Origin of the sequence: Paenibacillus aquistagni (genome assembly GCF_900177815.1) — a bacterium.
Classification (GTDB): Bacteria; Bacillota; Bacilli; order Paenibacillales; family Paenibacillaceae; genus Paenibacillus_B; species Paenibacillus_B aquistagni.
In genome coordinates this window covers 1,076,808-1,093,302 of sequence record NZ_FXAZ01000001.1, presented here as the reverse complement: position 1 = coordinate 1,093,302, position 16,495 = coordinate 1,076,808, and the positions used below count along the sequence as shown (strand labels likewise).

Below are 16,495 nucleotides of genomic sequence, written 5' to 3'. Positions count from 1 at the left end.
CTACTGGATGGAGAAACGGGAATGAACCTTCCAAATAAGCTCTCGCCGGCTTCTCACTCCTGTTTTCATAAAGATAGACTTTAAATGATCTTGAACCGTATAAGCAGAAATATGCAGGGACTTGGCTAGATCAGCCGTGGAGCTTCCCTTAACAAGCTGCATCAGGATCTCCTTCTCACGATCCGTTAAGCGATAGCTGTCGGCCATCAGCGGCAGCAGTTCAGAAGCAGCAGCCGGCTCTATGATGACAGCCAGCTGTGTCATGTGCTGAACGGTCATCTGCTTGCTTGCGCGGATCGTTATAAAAGGACCTCTCGGTATGCGTATGCATACTTTTGCCAATGAATCGCGATTGGTCTTATCTTCTCGTCTCGACAAAGCCTTGCTGCATACCGCGCGGATCGGTCTAGGAAGGACATCCTCACTAACCTCTTCCCAGGACTGCAGCAAGGAAAGGTAATCTGTCGCTTCTTGGTTATATGAGATCATCTCCATATCTTCAGTAAGAACCAAAATCCCCGTTCCAATCACTTTCCATTGCGACTTCTCGGCTGGAATCGCTGCGGTGAGATCACGCATTTGTCCAGCTATAGTTGGCACTATTGATGAAATAAAGGATCGCTCTGCTTCAGAAAAGCAGGTGTTTGGCTGACTTCGAAATAAGATCAGAAATCCCCAGACTTTCCCCTCCATCCTTATGACTGCTCGGAGCTCATCCACATAACCCGTTGGCTGAAGGGTCTCCCGATATCGAGCACTGCGTTCCAGAAGCCCTTGTGTTGCATGACTAAGCGTCCCAACAGGATCTTCGCTCGCTGCTAAAGCTTGAAAACTGTTATAATCCTCGCTCTCAACGACATATTCATGTTCAAACAATCGTTGATGCATCTGCTCAACATCTCCCACCGTTACCGATCCCGCAGACAATAAAGTATCAGGATCAACGGTTGTAAAGCAAGCTGCATCGAAGGGTACTGCGCGCTTCAAATAGTCAAGCACTTTCCCCCGATATTGCTGAGAGGAAAGGATTGCGTATGATAAATCCTTGATCTTCTGTTTGATGTATGACATATGATCCATGGCGCTTCTCCTTGTAATTCACTCTTGAACGATATAGGCAACACGAAAACCCCAGATTGTTGGGATGGTTACTTCTCACCGCTTCACTATAATTTGGATAGGAACCTATTCATTATATGTACTGTTAGTATATATAAGGTCCACCAATATAGAAAGAAGAAGGTGGCAGCATGAAAGAGCATATTTTAGTCGTTGGCGGTTACGGACATGTAGGGAAAATGATATGCAGCCTGCTCGGTGAAATGTATCCAGGAAGAGTCATAGCCGCTGGTCGCAACCTAGAGCGAGCTGAACAATATTGCAGAACAACCGGAGGCAAAGTAAGACCTCTTCAGCTGAATGTTCATGAACCCTGTGATCCGCTGCTATTGGAGCACGTCAGGCTTGTCATGATGTGCATTGACCAAGATGAGGATCACTTTGTGCAATCCTGTTTATTAAGCGGAACGCACTATATCGATATTTCTGCAAGCTACTCCTTTCTTCAGCAGGTCGAGACCCTGCACCATGCAGCCAAGGAGCATGGTGCTGCAGGTGTGCTAAGCGTTGGACTTGCACCTGGACTAACCAATCTCATGGCCCTTCAAGCCGTTGAGCTCATGGACAAAGCCGAGCAGATCGATATTGCAATCATGCTAGGCATGGGAGATGAGCATGGGCAAGCCGCGATCGAATGGACGGTTCACAGCTTGCATTCAAGGTTTAGCGTGATTCAAGGAGGCATTCCACATCCCGTTACAAGCTTCTCAGAGGGGAAGCGCGTTGACTTCGGAGGAGCTATTGGATCAAAAACGGCCTATCGCTTTAATTTCTCAGATCAGCATATTGTTCCAAGAACTTTAGGGATTCCAACCGTGTCTACACGCCTTTGCTTCGATTCTGCGGCTGTCACGGCAGGAATTGCAGCCGCAAGATCAGTCGGCTTGCTCCAACTCTGTAAATATGAGTGGATGAAGCAGTATATGGTTCGCAGCATGAAACGCTTGCACTTCGGGAGCGCGGACTTTGCTGTCAAGGTCGATGCTTATGGGATTACTGAAGGCAGCCCGACGGTTGTCGAATGCTTCCTGCACGGTCAGCATGAGGCCCAAATGACGGCCCTAACCGCCGTATTTGCCGCACAAAAAGCCTATGAAGGTTTTTTCCCGCATGGCGTATATCACATCGAGCAGCTCTTAGATCCTAATGCGATTCATTCCATAATTAAAGCTGCTGCTGAATATGTAGTTAAAGTGGATTCCAAAGCTGTTCATTTCCCCTTATAATGAATAACGATCATGAAGACTACAGCTCACCATGCAATCAAGCTCTTTTCGATTCAAGTGCAAATGCGAGTATGCGTCTATTGAAACCAATTACGATACAGAAAGGCGGTAATGCCTCTTGACGCATACCCCATTAGAAGATGGCCGGGTAAAGATACACGCTCGTGCGAATTGGACTTCTGAGGAAGCACAGCGCCGCTTATATAAGCGAACCTTGTACATTGTTGTCTTATCTCAAATATTTGGCGGTGCAGGCCTTGCGGCTGGTGTAACGGTAGGAGCACTGCTTGCTCAGGATATGCTAGGGACTGATCAATTAGCTGGAGTCCCAACTGCACTGCTAACGCTGGGCTCAGCGTGCGCTTCCGTGCTCGTTGGACGGCTCTCACAGCGTTTAGGACGCCGTGCCGGCCTAACAACCGGCTTCTTGCTTGGCGGCATAGGCTCAATCGGCGTCATATTTGCGACCATCTGGAACAGCGTGGCTCTGCTATTTATCTCGTTATTTATATACGGAGCGGGCACGGCTTCCAACTTGCAGGCTCGTTATGCTGGGACAGACTTGGCGAAGAAGACGGAGCGGGCTACCGCAGTCAGCGTTGCTTTAGTCGCGACAACGTTGGGTGCGGTAGCAGCACCTAATCTTGTTGGGGTTATGGGACAATTCGCCCAGTCCGTTGGCATCCCCTCGCTGGCAGGGCCATTTATACTGTCAGCCGCTGCCTTTATCACAGCAGGCTTCATTTTATTTTTCCTGCTCCGACCTGATCCGTACATGGTTGCCAGAAGCTTGGCGGATAATCAACAACAAGGGACGGCTGACCTGCAGCATATGACAGATGATCATCGTGCTGCGAACAAGAAAGGCATCATCGTTGGAGCTGCGGTAATGGTATTAACGCAAATGGTCATGGTAGCTATTATGACGATGACACCTGTTCATATGAAGCATCATGGCCATGGCTTGCATGATGTAGGGCTGGTCATTAGCATTCATATTGGTGCGATGTACCTTCCTTCTCTGCTGACAGGCATGCTCGTCGATAAGATCGGACGCAAGGCTATGACCTTTGCTTCCGGCATCACCTTGCTTGCAGCCGGACTTCTGGCTGCCCTTGCTCCAGCAGATTCCATGGTTATGCTCATTGCAGCGCTGGCGCTGCTTGGTCTAGGTTGGAATTTTGGCCTGATCAGCGGCACAGCCTTAATCGTTGATGCTACTCAAGCCAAGACCAGAGCTAAAACACAAGGTACCGTAGATGTTCTCGTTGCCCTTGCCGGTGCATCAGGCGGTGCACTTTCGGGAATGGTCATGGCACAATCCAGCTACGCAGTCTTGTCCCTAATCGGTGGCATGCTGTCCTTAATCTTGATCCCCGTCATGCTATGGTCTCAACGGCATGCAAAGCCTTAAAGCTGCGCAGCGATTCGCTCTGCATCATGCCTTCTTTGCAAGGTGCAGAGCCTCGTTGTAATGCTTTGAATCATCAAGTTCCATCAGTCCTTATAACGGACCCTATTATGCTGCTTCACTTATATCCGATCAACATCCCCAAGGCGCAATTCAACTTGACTTCACTGTAAATCACCTAGCTCCTCTCTCCCCTTACAATATCGTCATGCAGCCGTAAGCCTAATCCATGTCATGATCGCTTCAGGTTCGCTAAACTATTGTTATCAGTGAATTAATTAAAGCAGGTGATCTTGAAATGAAACCAATCAAAGTAATCGTGTATGCTGTTCTCATTATTAGCATCGTTCTTGGAGCGCTCTTCGTGACCAAGATCGACTTTTCCAAGTTGAAAAAGCAAATGAATACAAGCGATATGTACGTTGTCGTAACAGAAAACGGCCAAGAAGAGACCATCCAGTTTGAGGATAAGGATAGCATCATTCGCTACAACTATGTACAAAGCGCTTATGACAAAAATGGAGCTGCCAAAAAAATTACCTTCAGCGCGAATAAGAATCTTCGCTTGAATGCGATACTCCTCGTAAAAGTACAGGAATTGCAGGATAAAGAGGGCTACTATCTAATCGGCAGCTACGAAGAAGTTCAAGTTGACCAAGTGCCAGATAAGACGAAGGAAAAGTTGGGACTATAATCGGACTAAGCTTTACTAACGTCAGCTAACGAGATTGTAGGAGTTGGCTTTTGCTCTTCCAAAAACACCTTAGGATACACTTCCTTTTTCGATCGGAAGATAATCTTGGAGGTGTTTTTATGTTAAGCTCCTACGCAATCTGCTAAAAATGCACAATAGGCTGCGTTTTAGTATAATAGTGTACATCTATCTATGACGACATTAGAAAGTAGTGAGGTAAGCGATATGCTAAGAGAGATCGAACAGCGAGACAATCACCAGGTGGAACAGCTCATTCGGACCTGTCTCATTGAATTTGGGGCGAATAAATCTGGTACAGCTTGGGCTGACCCTAACCTAGGCAACTTCTATGAATTGTATCAACAGCCATACTCCAAATATTGGGTTGTGGAACAAAATAACAACATCATTGCTGGCTGCGGGATTGGCCCCGTTGAAGGCTTCCCCCAGATCTGTGAGCTGCAAAAAATGTATGCGTTGAATGAAGCGCGCGGATCAGGCATTGCCAATGAACTGCTGCAAACGGCACTAGCGTTTGCGAAGCAGCATTATGAGAAGTGTTATCTGGAGACGCTGAGCAATATGACTGCTGCGAATAAGTTCTATCAGAAGCACGGGTTTGCCGCAATGGACAAGCCGCTGCAAGAATCAGAGCATTACGCATGTGATATGTGGTATATCAAAACGCTATGATGTTCCATTCAGCGAAACCTATCGAGAAGGTGGCTTATATTCATGACTACTCCTGAGATTGACCCTAAGATCTGTCCACTATGTGGAAAGCCCAATCATTGTGCTTATCAGGCGGGCAGACCCCATACCGACTGCTGGTGTATGACCACATCCGTACCGAAGGAACTGCTACAGCAAATACCTGCGGATAAACGGCGAAAAGCCTGCGTATGCCAAGCCTGTGTGAATGAATTCAACCAACACATTTCATAAGCGTTATCGATATCAAGAGCAGGTACAATTGTATGCATTGGCAGCTCTGTACGTTCTCATGAGAAAGCCTCTATCAAGTTGAGGCCGTTCACAGATGAGAGACCGCGTTGTCTGGGTAGGGTTTATCGCCATCATTAGATGCGGGTACCGACTGAGACTTACATGCAAATCTTATTATAGTCAAAAAGCCCGCCATTTTGCGGGCTTTTATCGTATATTTAGCTTAATCCTCTATTTAGCTTAATCCACAATTCTATCAAGGCTCCATTATTGTGAGTCCTCACTGCTTGAACGTCGTTAGCCTAAGACATACGCAGCTCTGTACGTTCCCTCTTCATAGATCAGCATGTTGAGCTGCTTGCCATACGCACAGCCGCCATCGATTCCGATCTTGCCTTCCCCAAACCAAATGTTCGATGATGCGTGCAGCTTGCTCGTCTTTGTATGCCCAAATACAACCGTCTTCTCGGTCTCAAGCTTGGAATAATGGAATTCATCACGTATGTACATAAAATCATGCTCAGGCTGGTCCTGCCATCTTGCATACTTCGGATTAATGCCTGCATGCACATAGATATGCTGTTCATCCTCATGATATAGCGGAAGCTGCTCAAGGAATTCGATATGACTGGCATAATGTTTACGAATGTATTGAATCTTGGCATTGGAGGTGGTTAAAGGCTTGGGAGGCTTGCTCGCCTTCACATAGCTGGAAAGTGTCGCAACTCCCCCATATTTGAGGAAGCGGGCCTTCGTATCAGGCAGATTCGTACGTATGAGTTGAGCGAAACGATGATCATGATTTCCCCTAAGTGCAATTGCACCTTGTTCTCGAACAAGCTCTATGACGCGTTCAACCACTTCTTTGCTCTGAGGCCCGCGATCAACATAATCTCCAAGCAGGATAAGCTGGTCCTCTGCAGGGTTGTACCCTTCTTGTTCCAGCAGCCGGTTAAACGGTTTGATACAGCCATGAATATCACTTACAACCAGAGTACGTCTCATCGCACATCCCTCGATTCAATCATGGAGGTAAGCTTCAACACCGTTTTCCAATTACGGACGGTTGCAGGCGTGCCCAGCTTATGCAGTCGGCTTCCTAGCTTAGCATTGCGGATGCTATCATGATACAGCAAATACACTTCACGACCTGCTATATGATATTGCTCAGCATCATTCTCGTAAGGCTTCAGAAGCTCTACTCCTTCAGCAGTGGGCTGCTTGAGTAAAAAAGCAACATGCAGGCATTCGCCAGCTGCTGCTGCCTGTGCGGACCTAATCTCCGCTTCAGTGAATGGACAATGATTCGCCACTTGGAGAAACTCCTTGCCAGTTCGAAGTACGACAGTGACGGTAAGACCAAATGCTTTTTTGATTTCTTCCTCAAGTAATCGTTGTAGGCTGGATTCATCTTGATTGGCTTCAAACAGGACATTGCCGCTTTGAATATACGTCTCTACGTTCATGAGTCCAAGGGATCCTAGCAGCTGTTTTAAGTCAGCCATCTTAATCTTATTATGGCCGCCTACATTAATTCCTCTTAGCAAGGCTATAAATGTCGTCATTGCAGCGCCCTCCAGATTATTTTTTTCGTTTAAAGACCACGATAATATCTCGAGAAGCTCCTTGCGACTGACTTGTATCGAAACAGGAAACCAGTTCCCACCCTTGGCTTCCATACTCATTTAGTTCATCTTGGAATTCCTGTTCATCAATTTTGCCTCCCAAGAAGCCTCCAGTAGCGTATTTGAGTGTTCGATATTCCCATAGTTCCATTGCGATTCTCCTTTGCGCTAAGCTTATATGCTGATTATTCATGAACTTCAACCAAACCCTTTCGAATCTTAATTACCTTCGACCTTGCACCCTATAATCCCTGCTTGATGTGGATTCCTTACGTCTCGATCGCAATGATCGCGATACTTCTAGCAGATTACAGAAACTAAAAAAGGCGCTTACAGTCCTAAAAGGATGATGTAAGCGCCGCACGTTATGAACGGGCATTTATCCGTTCATCGCAATATGCATATGAATATTACTTGAAGGAAGCGTAGCCTTGGTCAGCCATGACAACGCTGCCATTGATGGCTTCTGCGTCTTTTAAGGATAGCAAGTACACCGTATTTGCAACCATCTCAGGCTTGGTCAGTTCTCCACCGATCACTTTAGCACGCATGCTGTCGAGCATCCCGCGATCCTTAAAGCCTTGAATAATTGGCGTATCAACGGCGCCAGGAGCCACAGCGACAACTCGAATCCCGTATGGCGACAATTCAAGCGCTGCAGACTTGCTCATCATGATCACAGCGCCTTTCGTTGCATGATAAGCGAATGTTCCCGGGGAAGCCAAGAAACCAAAAACTGATGCGGTATTAATGATGACGCCCTGGATGCCCAGCGCTTTCATTTTATTGCCTGCTGCGATTATCCCGTAAGCAACACCATGCTGGTTCACATTAATCGTCCGATGATAGAGATCCATATCCTGCGTCAGCACGGGTCCTGCCCCGCCAATCCCTGCATTATTGAACATTATGTCGATTCGGCCGTAGAAGCCAACAGCTTTCTCGACGAGTGCTTCTACTTCTTCAAGCTTCGTTACGTCTACCTTAACAAATTCTGCTTCTCCTCCGGCGCTGCGAATGAGCTCGACCGTCTCTTGGCCGCCTTTTTCATTAAAGTCGGCTACAATGACTTGATCTCCTTCTTTTGCGAACTTGATACATGTTTCTCTACCAATCCCACTTGCTCCACCTGTTATCACGGCCACTCTTTTCATAGACATCTATAATTCCCCCAATGCTTAGAAATGTGTGATAAATATCCTTGCTTGATTTCATTGTAACCCTTATATATCATTAAGGATATTTAAACCTATTAACCCTACCTTAAGGGTTGCTTAAGGAGAGGATATCGTCATGCAGCTGGATCAATTAGTATGCCTGGTAGAAGTAGCCAAAGCAGGTTCGTTTACGGCAGCGGCTCAGCATCTTCATATTACATTGTCTGCAGTCAGCCAATCGATCGCCAACTTGGAGAATGAGCTCGGTGTAACCCTGTTTATCCGTTCTCGCACAGGAGCTGCGCCAACCCCTGAAGGGCAGGTGCTCATCAAAAAAGCCTACGAAGTGGTAGCCAAAGCCGATGAGCTTCGCGCTGAAGCAACTGGTTATAACAATACCCAGATTGGCGAGCTTCGACTTGCAGCGTTTCCAGGTCCATTGCTGCTTGCGATGGATGCCATCTTGGACTTCAAGCGTGATTATCCTTACATTCAATTCAATATTGAAGAAAAAGGCATTGATCATATCCTGGAGGATGTCAGGAGAAATCAGTCTGATCTAGGACTTGTGCTGCTCTCCGATCAATTCCAGCAGAAGTCTGCTGGGCTCTCCATTGGCCGACTGCTGCGAGGCCAGATGGTCATAGCCGTCAATCGACATTCGCCAATCGCCTTGAGCACCTCCGTCAAGTTAGAAGAGATTCAGCATGAAGGCTTGGTGCTGTACAATGAAGACTATTTAAAATGGTTTATGGAGCGGCATCAACAAGAGCTTGATCCTGCGAATATCCTCTTCTACACCAATAATACATCTGCTATTGTCAAAGCCGTTCGGGATGGACTTGCTTCTACCATCGGCGTGGACTTTTCCTTCTGGAATGAGCCTTCTGTTCAGCAAGGCGAGATTGTATTAGTCAAGCTTGAGGTGGATCATTCCATCCCTGTAGACCTCGGGTGGGTCCGTGCCGAAGGAAAGCACTTTCCTAAAGCATCAGAGCTCTTTATTCAGAAGCTAAAGTACCGATTGTCCCAATATCGGAATTCCTAGCGCAGGCGGTATAAAAAGGTAAGAGGTGCTCAGAAGACCTCAATCCAGCTATTGCCGATACGGCCAGAGGCATTCTTAATTGCAAAAGGCCGTTCCCATGAACGGCCTCATCTTCTATGTGAGATTGGATTTTTGTGTGAGCTCAGCTTCTCGCGGAGCAACCCAGATGTCCTTGAAATCAATCCATCCCAGTGTGTTCGTCCCAATCCCCCGCACCCTTTGATGATACTTCGTATTGAACTTCTTATGAAGCAGCGGCATCACGGAGCCATCTTCCACAATTCGGCGCTCAATATCAGCAAAGCGCAGCCAGCGATGTTCAGGCTGCTGGCAGCAAAGGACGTGGTTAAGCATATCGTGTATCCAGTTGTTCATGTCTGGAGTCATCCATTCTTTAATATAACTTCCTTTCTGTTCAAACAACTCCAGCAAGCACACTTCTTCTTCTGCAAGAATAAAGCCATTCAGCATACCCTCCGCATGCTGATATCTCTCTGGCTTTCTCACTGTTCTCCAATCTTCAATCTGAACCTCAATAACAATGCCATATTGGCTGTAATGCGATTGAAGCCAGTATAAATCCTTTTCGTGCTTAGCATAGGTCATGATCACAATCTTGGAGCCGTCATATCCCGATTCCTTCAATAGTTTCATGCCATAGCCTGGATCGAATAAGTCTCTCTCCAGCGGCGTTGTCTCCTTCGGATAGAAGCTTCTCGCTGGATATACGCGATCTTCTTCCAGCTCTTGAATCATGCGCTGCCTGTCTAAGAGCACATTCAGCGCGCGTCTGAATACATACGATTGATGGGGACCGTCCTTGTTCATATTCCAATGAATAAGATTGCATCCTCTAGACAGCCACTCCACCCTTTTCCATTCCGCATCCGTCATCGTCTTGCTGTAATCCATGCCATACATCAGACCTGACCAATTGGTTTGGTCCGCATAAGCTGCCGAGTCGCTCGGCAAGAAAACAATTCTCACTTCATCCAGGTGAGGTCTCCCCTGAAAATAAGCGGTGTGCGCTTGAAGAATGCACTGATTGTCATTCCATTCCATGATGCGAAATGGCCCTGTCCCGGAAGGAAGCTCCCAATATTCCGCTTCCTGAACGCCTCCCCAGTCCATTGGAATGATTGACATCGTCGTCGAGCATAAGAGCCGGGGCAGCAGCCAGTTCGGCATTGTCAAATAGAGCCGAATCGCGTAATGGCTGAGCTTCTCGATGGAATCGATTGTGCGAACCATCCAGCTTTGTGTACGATCCGCTTGCAGACGATTCAATGTAAAGATGACATCATCAGCGCTTAGCTCCACTCCATGATGAAACATAATCCCTTTTCGAAGATAAAAGGTCCAGACCTTACCTTCTTCATCATGCTCCCATGTATGTGCAATTGAAGAGACAATGCAGTTCCTTACATGATCAAACTGCACTAGTGTATTGAACAATTGTCTAACCATATGTGAGTCAAAAGCATAGACGAGCTCGGCCGTATCAAGCGTAGTTAAAGGAAAGTAGACTGGACAACGAAGCACATCAGCATCATTCATGCCATGCCTCGTTTCCTTGCGATGGCCAAAGTGACCGTTCAGCCAGCTCATGAACATGGATTTAACCTGCACATCATCAAGATAGTCATCCATTAACGCAAAGGCTGATTTGTATTCGCCTTGGCTGGCTAGGCTTTGAGCCTGCTCAAGCAGCAGACTGTCTTTTTCAATTAGGAGTGTGATGCGAGACAGATGCCCTCTTCCTCGCCCTGCTCGCCACTCGACCCAGTGCTCCTCCTCCAGCTTGCGTATAATGAGTTTTACGTTGCGCACCGTACAATACCATGTGTCTGCCAACTGCTCAAGCGACACTTCCACTGGCTGCCTCAGCCTTCCACCGCTGTCTCTGAGCTTGTCATAGAGCGTGCAGTAGCGTTCAATTGCAATCATTCGCTTCCCCTCCCTTTCCAACCTTTCATTACTCTAAAAGAGGAAATGGCTTGTTAAAACTATACTCTTTTTCCTCATCGATGGCGAGTGCATAATGAACGTAAAGGGGGAATCAAACATGTATGAACACGAGGTTCACTTCATAGCAAAGCTTCAAGAATATGAGTTGGAAGAAATGATCCGTTGGGATAAGAAGCAGCTATATCTTCACCGTCAAGCGATTAACCATAAACTGAAGCTGCGCCAGCATCATAGAAGGATCTCACAAATGCTGCAAAAAATCAGTTCATTTTTCTAAAACTGAACATGTAGGGCGCTAAAAGGAGAAAAGAGGAAAAGCAACACGCACCCTATACAAAAAAACGCCATAACATGCGAAAAAGCGTGCTTCACCTCAAATTACAAAGTAAGCACGCTATATCTATTTTTACTATCATCAAGTCATACGGTGAGCTCAGGCTTGCTGACTTACAACCAATTGATACTTGTTGAGAGAAGCACCCAGCATATATTCTTTGCTTCCACCGCCACCGCGATGTGATTCCTTGAATGCATCACTAGCCGTCCAATGCTTAAAGGAATCCTCATTTTCCCAAACTGTGCATACCTTGAGTTCCTCTTCGCCTTCAGCTCCTTGTCCAAGCCAGACCTCCATACGGACAAAGCCAGGCATGGTCTGTACACCCTTCGCCTGCGCGAAGCGATCAGCTACTTGGCTTCCAAAGCCCTCCTTGATACGAATGGTATTGGTTACAACGAACATGAATATCTCCTCCAATCTTATCGTGCCTCCGCAGTTCGATCCGAACGTAAATAGGCCATGGTTAGATCTTCCTTAACTATCATTATACTGAACGTTGGAGCAGCAGTTCAAATCACAAGCCGATTAGCCATCTGAATACATAACTAACTTCCCAGTATCAAAAGAGACGCCTATCAAGCGAAGCAGATGCCGCCCAATCTCCTCTTTTGCTAGGAGCTGGCCAGTCTCATAAGCTTGCTGAAAAGCGGGTCCCATCTCAAACGCCTCTCGATCCTGACTCCTTGCTTGGCGCTGCATGTCCGTATCCACCATGCCGGGATCAACAGCGATGATTTCTACCGAATTCTCCGTGAATTGCTGCTCTGCTCCTACGCATTGAGTGAACATGTTAATGCCTGCCTTTGCTGTGCAATACACACTCATATGTGGAGCGGGATAAGTACCTGAACCTGAAGTAAGATTAATCACTTTTCTCTTTATATTCAACTTTTTCGTATGACGAATGAATGCCGAAGTTAATATAATGGGAGTCACTAGACTGACTTGGAAATGATGTTCAATCTCCTTGGCACTGCATCTCTCAATAGCTTTTAACGGCTCAAGCATGCCCGCATTGTTGATGAGGCAGACAAGCTCAATGTCATCTTGAACCGTGTGAATCTGCGATTGAATCAGTGCATCAAGTCCATCGTGATCTGCGAGATCATAGTGGATGTGAGTATAGCCGGGCTGCTGCATCAAGCGCTCCGATTGCCCTCTTGCGATGCCCGTGACAGGAAAACCATTCTCTAGCAGCATGAGTGATAGCTGTTCTCCAATCCCTCTAGAAGCACCTGTGATGATGAATTGACTTCGTTTCATCCATACATTCCTCCCTCGCTAAATGGTTAGGAAATAATGATAGTACTCCTCATCGCGCTTAAATCCGAATTGTTCATAGAGCTTCTGAGCGGTGCCATTGTCAATGGCGGTTGAGAGCTCAAGTCCCTTAGAACGAGTATGTACGGCATAATCTTTGGCAGCTGACAACAGCTCGCGCGCAACCCCCTGCTGCCTGTGAAAAGGATCGACAAAGAGATCATTTAAGATCCATGTGCGCTTCATGGAAATCGAGGAGAAGCTTGGATACAGCTGCACAAAGCCTATGATACGATCAGTCTCCTCATGCTTCGCAACAAAAAGGATTGATTCCCGATGCTCGAATTTGTCATATAAAAAGGCTTTCGCTTCTTTCAGATTAGACGGCTGCTGATAAAAAGCTCGATACTGATCAAAAATAATGACTAATGAATCAAGATCACGGATGGTGGCTTGTTCGATATGAAAAGGATGAGTCATGGTTGTTCTCCTCGCTTCTTGCTCTATATTGATCAATGGATCATTGCATTGAATCTACAGCGATTCGTTCTTTGGTTTCACGCCTGCAATCAATGCAGCTAGCCGCTGCGTTTTGACTGCGCTCCCACGCTCGTCTACATGGGCATCCCAGCGATATTCGATAACGGTTACATTTTGGAACCGTCCCTTTTTTTCCATGATGTATTTATAGGAATTTATGCGTCTTTGGAAAGGTTCTGCAGCGTGTATAATGCTTGAAGGTGAAGGAAGGGTTCCATCGTCATGAATGTCTTGGGATTGCTTGGCATGATCTAGCGAATCGGAAAGCTCATGTGCTAAGCACATGGCCAACGTTCCACCAGGCTTAAGCGTTTGATACAACTGCTCACAACCATTCTCAAGCATATGGAATACGGGAGTAGAACATACAATGGCTAGATCTACACGCTGTTTTTGTGCTTGCCAATCATTTAAAGCAATATTCCGAGCTTGAAATCCAGTCATTGACTTGAATTTGTCAGTCGTACGCTGCAATCGCTGCTCATCTGCTTCAAGGCAATAAAATGTCTTGAACCCGAGCTTATGAAGGACAGATATTGCTGTTCCTGAGCCACTGCCAATCCCTAGAATGTCACACTCTGATTCATATCCTGCATATCGTCGAAGATCTCGAAAAAGCACTTGGGGATAATCGGGACTGCATCTCTCTTCTTTTTCCATGGTGGCAGCAAATGACTCTTTACATCGCATCAGAATACCTCCTATGTTAAGCGTACATCGTGAGATATGAGCACTTCAGCGAGATCGTGGTGACAGACCATTTGATCGTAATCCAGCAGCGCATGCATGTATAACTAAGCTTTTCTAAATCTTAACTGATTAAGCTCCATAATCCAAGCATCAACATTTTTGACACGCCAGGCAGTGGTTTCATGTTGATCCCCAACCTGATATCGTACACAGAGCAAGGACCACCCCAGCTTACCAAGATGTTCTTGCGTCTTTTCAACAGAAAGGATATCCGAAACGGGGATGATCAATCGCTTCTTAGGAAGATACATTTCAAAGACTACGGCATCGTCAGTGACCATTAGAACGCCATTGCCGCGTATTTGCTTCATACCTAAGGATTGGAGACCATAGAAGTTGGACATGTAATCAACAAGACGATAGCTGCTGCGCGGGTACTCCTTTTTGAAAGCAGCCATTCGCTGCCAGATTACATAGGCAAGTACGATAACGAGCAGAAGACATGCAAACTCAACAATCATAACCCTTCCCCCTTTCACGAGCCTTCTGTTATTGTTACGCTTACGCCATCCTTTTTTGTCTAATTGATAAAGGAAGCTGATTATAAATCCTTAATCATCTTGTAATTTCCTGGTACGGCCTTGAATCCAAGCTCATCCCGATTAATCTTAAGCATTGGTCTATTAAGAGAATCATTATGGGTTCTCATATAGCTGATGCCTTGCTGTATCGCTAGTTCAATCGTCCGCAGCTTAAGCGTCTTGCCGATTCCCTTGCAGCGGTACTCCTTCTTCACTCCGGTATATTCATGATACATGCTGTTGGTCGATTCATAATAAAGGAGATGGGCCATACCCATTAGTTGATCTCCATCGCAAGCCAGCAGCATATGCTCTGGTTTTGATCCCGGCAGCTGAAGCGTCCACTTTTTCCAGTCATCGAAGTTAAAGAAATCCCCACTGAATCCCGGAATATCATAGGATGTTTCTTTGTACAGCTCATACAGCTTCTCTTCCCATACAGCGGCATCAAGCTCTGATAAAGGGACGATATGAACCTCGCGGTCCATCCATGATAAGCGCGACGTATCGAAAAGGTTCAAATCCAACACCGACTCAAATGTATGCCGTTCCACTTGATATCCCCATCGTTCTGCAAATCGAATGGAGTGCTCATCGTCATCGCGGACTTCAATGTTGAGTCGACTTGCGCCATTCTGTACCGCCCACGCCTCCAGCTGCTCATACAACATGCTTCCGATACCGTGTCCTCGATAAGCAGGATCTACTGCAAGAGTCTGATTAAGCTCACCTGCTGCCGTCCACGGGGCTCTCCAGCTAATACCGTACCCCGCAGCCTTTCCTTGAGCATTCACCGCAACGATACGGTGACGATCAAAGCCGCTTAGCTGTCCATCTGCATTTAAGTACAAGGAGCCTGTTGTTGGGATTTTGGCATCCTCAGCGGCTAATTCTTCGCTATTCGTAACCTCAGATAAGATTGTATTTAATAGATTGGCAATGGAATCGTAATCCTGTGGCAATTGGACATTTCGTACGAAATAAGACATTTGATCACCTCAGCTGAATAATAACTTCAATGCTCTCCCTGCTCGTTAACGAATGGAGCTGTTCATCAGCACATAGAACCTTCAGCTTCTTGGCCATTAAATCAATTGGACGATCCAACTAATAAAGAGTGCAGCCGGTACTAGCAGCAACTGACCCACTAACGTGCCAAACAGTCGAGAGACCATTAGCAAAACATAGATCTTGCCCAATTGCTGTCTGTAATCCTTGTTGTGAATCGCTTTGTCTGTGATTAACCCTATTTGAGGATCAATAAAGATGGTTAGCAAGATCGTCGCTATTCCATTAATCAGTCCAGAGGATTGAGAAGCGGTTGTGCTTAATCCTGGGACCAAGTGAGCCGCATACAATGATGACATAACTCCAATCGTATAGATGGCTGTTACCAAAATGTTAAGGATAATGAATCTCTTGGGAATTTCTAAATAGCGAAATGTGTGAAGGCGAAATGTGGGCTTGCGCAAATAATGCTTCGCATTCTTTAATTGCTGTATGGTCACACTCGAGATGAGCCTGGGCAGTGAGCCTGCGACCTCTAGTTTAGAAATCACTCTCCCCCATATAGGAACAAAGGAAGGAAATAATAGGATGGCAATGCCTGTACCCGCCGTCGCTGCTAAAATGACAAACCGAAGGTAATCCAACACTGGAAATGTTGGGTCCACTTTCGCTAAATCGATAAATTTAGCAGTTAAAGGTGCTTGAATCAGGTTAGCTGTTCTTGACACCAAGACCAACATTCCTGTTAAAGACAGCGCCACTGCAATCTTGTTCAGCTTCACCCCTGCATAACGCAGGGAATAAGATAAAGTTTCTGCTGCGTGAATGACCATAGTTAAGAGAAAAACCGTAAAAAGTTGATTAATCAAATTACATCACCAAG

General features: G+C 46.3%; 20 protein-coding genes. 7 read left to right on the top strand and 13 right to left on the bottom strand.

From position 1 onward, the window contains the following. Positions 1-1,080, bottom strand: a complete 1,080-nt coding sequence (locus B9Y93_RS05190) for a helix-turn-helix transcriptional regulator (RefSeq protein ID WP_085493256.1) — start codon at positions 1,078-1,080, stop codon at positions 1-3. A 170-nt stretch (positions 1,081-1,250) separates the two neighbouring features. Here B9Y93_RS05190 and B9Y93_RS05185 point away from each other — a divergent pair, with 170 nt between their 5' ends. The 5 genes from B9Y93_RS05185 (at position 1,251) to B9Y93_RS05165 (ending at position 5,395) form a co-directional block, all read left to right on the top strand. Beyond that, on the top strand, positions 1,251-2,345 hold the full coding sequence (locus tag B9Y93_RS05185) for a saccharopine dehydrogenase family protein (RefSeq protein WP_085493255.1): 1,095 nt from the start codon (positions 1,251-1,253) through the stop codon (positions 2,343-2,345). A 154-nt stretch (positions 2,346-2,499) separates the two neighbouring features. Continuing rightward, positions 2,500-3,759 carry an MFS transporter gene (locus B9Y93_RS05180; protein ID WP_085493972.1) on the top strand — a complete coding sequence of 420 codons (1,260 nt, stop codon included), beginning with the start codon at positions 2,500-2,502 and terminating at the stop codon, positions 3,757-3,759. A gap of 295 nt (positions 3,760-4,054) precedes the next feature. Further along, complete coding sequence (locus B9Y93_RS05175) at positions 4,055-4,450, top strand: YxeA family protein (protein ID WP_085493254.1); 396 nt, start codon at positions 4,055-4,057, stop codon at positions 4,448-4,450. Between the two features lie 225 nt (positions 4,451-4,675). After that, complete coding sequence (locus B9Y93_RS05170) at positions 4,676-5,143, top strand: GNAT family N-acetyltransferase (RefSeq protein ID WP_085493253.1); 468 nt, start codon at positions 4,676-4,678, stop codon at positions 5,141-5,143. A gap of 42 nt (positions 5,144-5,185) precedes the next feature. After that, a complete protein-coding gene (locus tag B9Y93_RS05165; protein ID WP_085493252.1) occupies positions 5,186-5,395 on the top strand; it encodes a cysteine-rich CWC family protein in 210 nt (69 codons plus the stop codon). A gap of 297 nt (positions 5,396-5,692) precedes the next feature. On the opposite strand, the gene B9Y93_RS05160 is transcribed toward B9Y93_RS05165, so the two are convergent. The 4 genes from B9Y93_RS05160 to B9Y93_RS05145 all read right to left on the bottom strand — a co-directional run bounded on the left by B9Y93_RS05160 (position 5,693) and on the right by B9Y93_RS05145 (position 8,180). After that, positions 5,693-6,400 carry a metallophosphoesterase family protein gene (locus B9Y93_RS05160; protein ID WP_085493251.1) on the bottom strand — a complete coding sequence of 236 codons (708 nt, stop codon included), beginning with the start codon at positions 6,398-6,400 and terminating at the stop codon, positions 5,693-5,695. Further along, entirely contained in the window at positions 6,397-6,960 is a 564-nt protein-coding gene (locus B9Y93_RS05155) for a DUF1697 domain-containing protein (RefSeq protein ID WP_085493250.1), read from the bottom strand. Before B9Y93_RS05155 ends, B9Y93_RS05160 begins: the two co-directional genes overlap by 4 nt. Positions 6,961-6,976: 16 nt before the next feature. Next, entirely contained in the window at positions 6,977-7,171 is a 195-nt protein-coding gene (locus B9Y93_RS05150) for a DUF4177 domain-containing protein (RefSeq protein ID WP_085493249.1), read from the bottom strand. A 259-nt stretch (positions 7,172-7,430) separates the two neighbouring features. Continuing rightward, positions 7,431-8,180: an SDR family NAD(P)-dependent oxidoreductase gene (locus B9Y93_RS05145; protein WP_085493248.1), complete on the bottom strand. Its 750-nt coding sequence runs from the start codon at positions 8,178-8,180 to the stop codon at positions 7,431-7,433. A gap of 133 nt (positions 8,181-8,313) precedes the next feature. Here B9Y93_RS05145 and B9Y93_RS05140 point away from each other — a divergent pair, with 133 nt between their 5' ends. Next, positions 8,314-9,225, top strand: coding sequence for a LysR family transcriptional regulator (locus tag B9Y93_RS05140; RefSeq protein ID WP_085493247.1), 912 nt, complete (start codon positions 8,314-8,316; stop codon positions 9,223-9,225). A 114-nt stretch (positions 9,226-9,339) separates the two neighbouring features. Here the strand turns inward: B9Y93_RS05140 and B9Y93_RS05135 are convergent, their stop codons facing one another. Beyond that, the gene (locus B9Y93_RS05135) at positions 9,340-11,172 is read right to left on the bottom strand and encodes an ABC transporter substrate-binding protein (protein ID WP_085493246.1); all 1,833 of its coding nucleotides are present in this window, start codon (positions 11,170-11,172) and stop codon (positions 9,340-9,342) included. Between the two features lie 118 nt (positions 11,173-11,290). Here B9Y93_RS05135 and B9Y93_RS05130 point away from each other — a divergent pair, with 118 nt between their 5' ends. Then, on the top strand, positions 11,291-11,470 hold the full coding sequence (locus B9Y93_RS05130; protein WP_085493245.1) for a hypothetical protein: 180 nt from the start codon (positions 11,291-11,293) through the stop codon (positions 11,468-11,470). A gap of 156 nt (positions 11,471-11,626) precedes the next feature. On the opposite strand, the gene B9Y93_RS05125 is transcribed toward B9Y93_RS05130, so the two are convergent. The 7 genes from B9Y93_RS05125 to B9Y93_RS05095 form a co-directional block, all read right to left on the bottom strand. Further along, a complete protein-coding gene (locus tag B9Y93_RS05125) occupies positions 11,627-11,935 on the bottom strand; it encodes an antibiotic biosynthesis monooxygenase (protein WP_085493244.1) in 309 nt (102 codons plus the stop codon). A 123-nt stretch (positions 11,936-12,058) separates the two neighbouring features. Continuing rightward, positions 12,059-12,796, bottom strand: a complete 738-nt coding sequence (locus tag B9Y93_RS05120) for an SDR family NAD(P)-dependent oxidoreductase (RefSeq protein ID WP_085493243.1) — start codon at positions 12,794-12,796, stop codon at positions 12,059-12,061. 18 nt (positions 12,797-12,814) lie between these two features. Beyond that, complete coding sequence (locus tag B9Y93_RS05115) at positions 12,815-13,273, bottom strand: GNAT family N-acetyltransferase (RefSeq protein ID WP_085493242.1); 459 nt, start codon at positions 13,271-13,273, stop codon at positions 12,815-12,817. A 54-nt stretch (positions 13,274-13,327) separates the two neighbouring features. After that, on the bottom strand, positions 13,328-14,023 hold the full coding sequence (locus B9Y93_RS05110; protein WP_085493241.1) for a class I SAM-dependent methyltransferase: 696 nt from the start codon (positions 14,021-14,023) through the stop codon (positions 13,328-13,330). A 104-nt stretch (positions 14,024-14,127) separates the two neighbouring features. After that, complete coding sequence (locus B9Y93_RS05105; protein WP_085493240.1) at positions 14,128-14,544, bottom strand: hypothetical protein; 417 nt, start codon at positions 14,542-14,544, stop codon at positions 14,128-14,130. Between the two features lie 80 nt (positions 14,545-14,624). Continuing rightward, the gene (locus B9Y93_RS05100) at positions 14,625-15,593 is read right to left on the bottom strand and encodes a GNAT family N-acetyltransferase (protein WP_085493239.1); all 969 of its coding nucleotides are present in this window, start codon (positions 15,591-15,593) and stop codon (positions 14,625-14,627) included. 96 nt (positions 15,594-15,689) lie between these two features. Next, entirely contained in the window at positions 15,690-16,481 is a 792-nt protein-coding gene (locus B9Y93_RS05095; RefSeq protein WP_085493238.1) for a lipid II flippase Amj family protein, read from the bottom strand. Positions 16,482-16,495: the final 14 nt, after the last annotated feature.

What these genes read in the sequence shown, in the direction of transcription:
- B9Y93_RS05150 (WP_085493249.1), bottom strand. Translation starts at nt 7,171, where the DNA reads ATGGAACTATGGGAATATCGAACACTCAAATACGCTACTGGAGGCTTC.
- B9Y93_RS05125 (WP_085493244.1), bottom strand. Translation starts at nt 11,935, where the DNA reads ATGTTCGTTGTAACCAATACCATTCGTATCAAGGAGGGCTTTGGAAGC.
- B9Y93_RS05160 (WP_085493251.1), bottom strand. Translation starts at nt 6,400, where the DNA reads ATGAGACGTACTCTGGTTGTAAGTGATATTCATGGCTGTATCAAACCG.
- B9Y93_RS05170 (WP_085493253.1), top strand. Translation starts at nt 4,676, where the DNA reads ATGCTAAGAGAGATCGAACAGCGAGACAATCACCAGGTGGAACAGCTC.
- B9Y93_RS05120 (WP_085493243.1), bottom strand. Translation starts at nt 12,796, where the DNA reads ATGAAACGAAGTCAATTCATCATCACAGGTGCTTCTAGAGGGATTGGA.
- B9Y93_RS05130 (WP_085493245.1), top strand. Translation starts at nt 11,291, where the DNA reads ATGTATGAACACGAGGTTCACTTCATAGCAAAGCTTCAAGAATATGAG.
- B9Y93_RS05135 (WP_085493246.1), bottom strand. Translation starts at nt 11,172, where the DNA reads ATGATTGCAATTGAACGCTACTGCACGCTCTATGACAAGCTCAGAGAC.
- B9Y93_RS05140 (WP_085493247.1), top strand. Translation starts at nt 8,314, where the DNA reads ATGCAGCTGGATCAATTAGTATGCCTGGTAGAAGTAGCCAAAGCAGGT.
- B9Y93_RS05190 (WP_085493256.1), bottom strand. Translation starts at nt 1,080, where the DNA reads ATGGATCATATGTCATACATCAAACAGAAGATCAAGGATTTATCATAC.
- B9Y93_RS05105 (WP_085493240.1), bottom strand. Translation starts at nt 14,544, where the DNA reads ATGATTGTTGAGTTTGCATGTCTTCTGCTCGTTATCGTACTTGCCTAT.
- B9Y93_RS05155 (WP_085493250.1), bottom strand. Translation starts at nt 6,960, where the DNA reads ATGACGACATTTATAGCCTTGCTAAGAGGAATTAATGTAGGCGGCCAT.
- B9Y93_RS05185 (WP_085493255.1), top strand. Translation starts at nt 1,251, where the DNA reads ATGAAAGAGCATATTTTAGTCGTTGGCGGTTACGGACATGTAGGGAAA.
- B9Y93_RS05175 (WP_085493254.1), top strand. Translation starts at nt 4,055, where the DNA reads ATGAAACCAATCAAAGTAATCGTGTATGCTGTTCTCATTATTAGCATC.
- B9Y93_RS05115 (WP_085493242.1), bottom strand. Translation starts at nt 13,273, where the DNA reads ATGACTCATCCTTTTCATATCGAACAAGCCACCATCCGTGATCTTGAT.
- B9Y93_RS05100 (WP_085493239.1), bottom strand. Translation starts at nt 15,593, where the DNA reads ATGTCTTATTTCGTACGAAATGTCCAATTGCCACAGGATTACGATTCC.
- B9Y93_RS05110 (WP_085493241.1), bottom strand. Translation starts at nt 14,023, where the DNA reads ATGCGATGTAAAGAGTCATTTGCTGCCACCATGGAAAAAGAAGAGAGA.
- B9Y93_RS05145 (WP_085493248.1), bottom strand. Translation starts at nt 8,180, where the DNA reads ATGTCTATGAAAAGAGTGGCCGTGATAACAGGTGGAGCAAGTGGGATT.
- B9Y93_RS05165 (WP_085493252.1), top strand. Translation starts at nt 5,186, where the DNA reads ATGACTACTCCTGAGATTGACCCTAAGATCTGTCCACTATGTGGAAAG.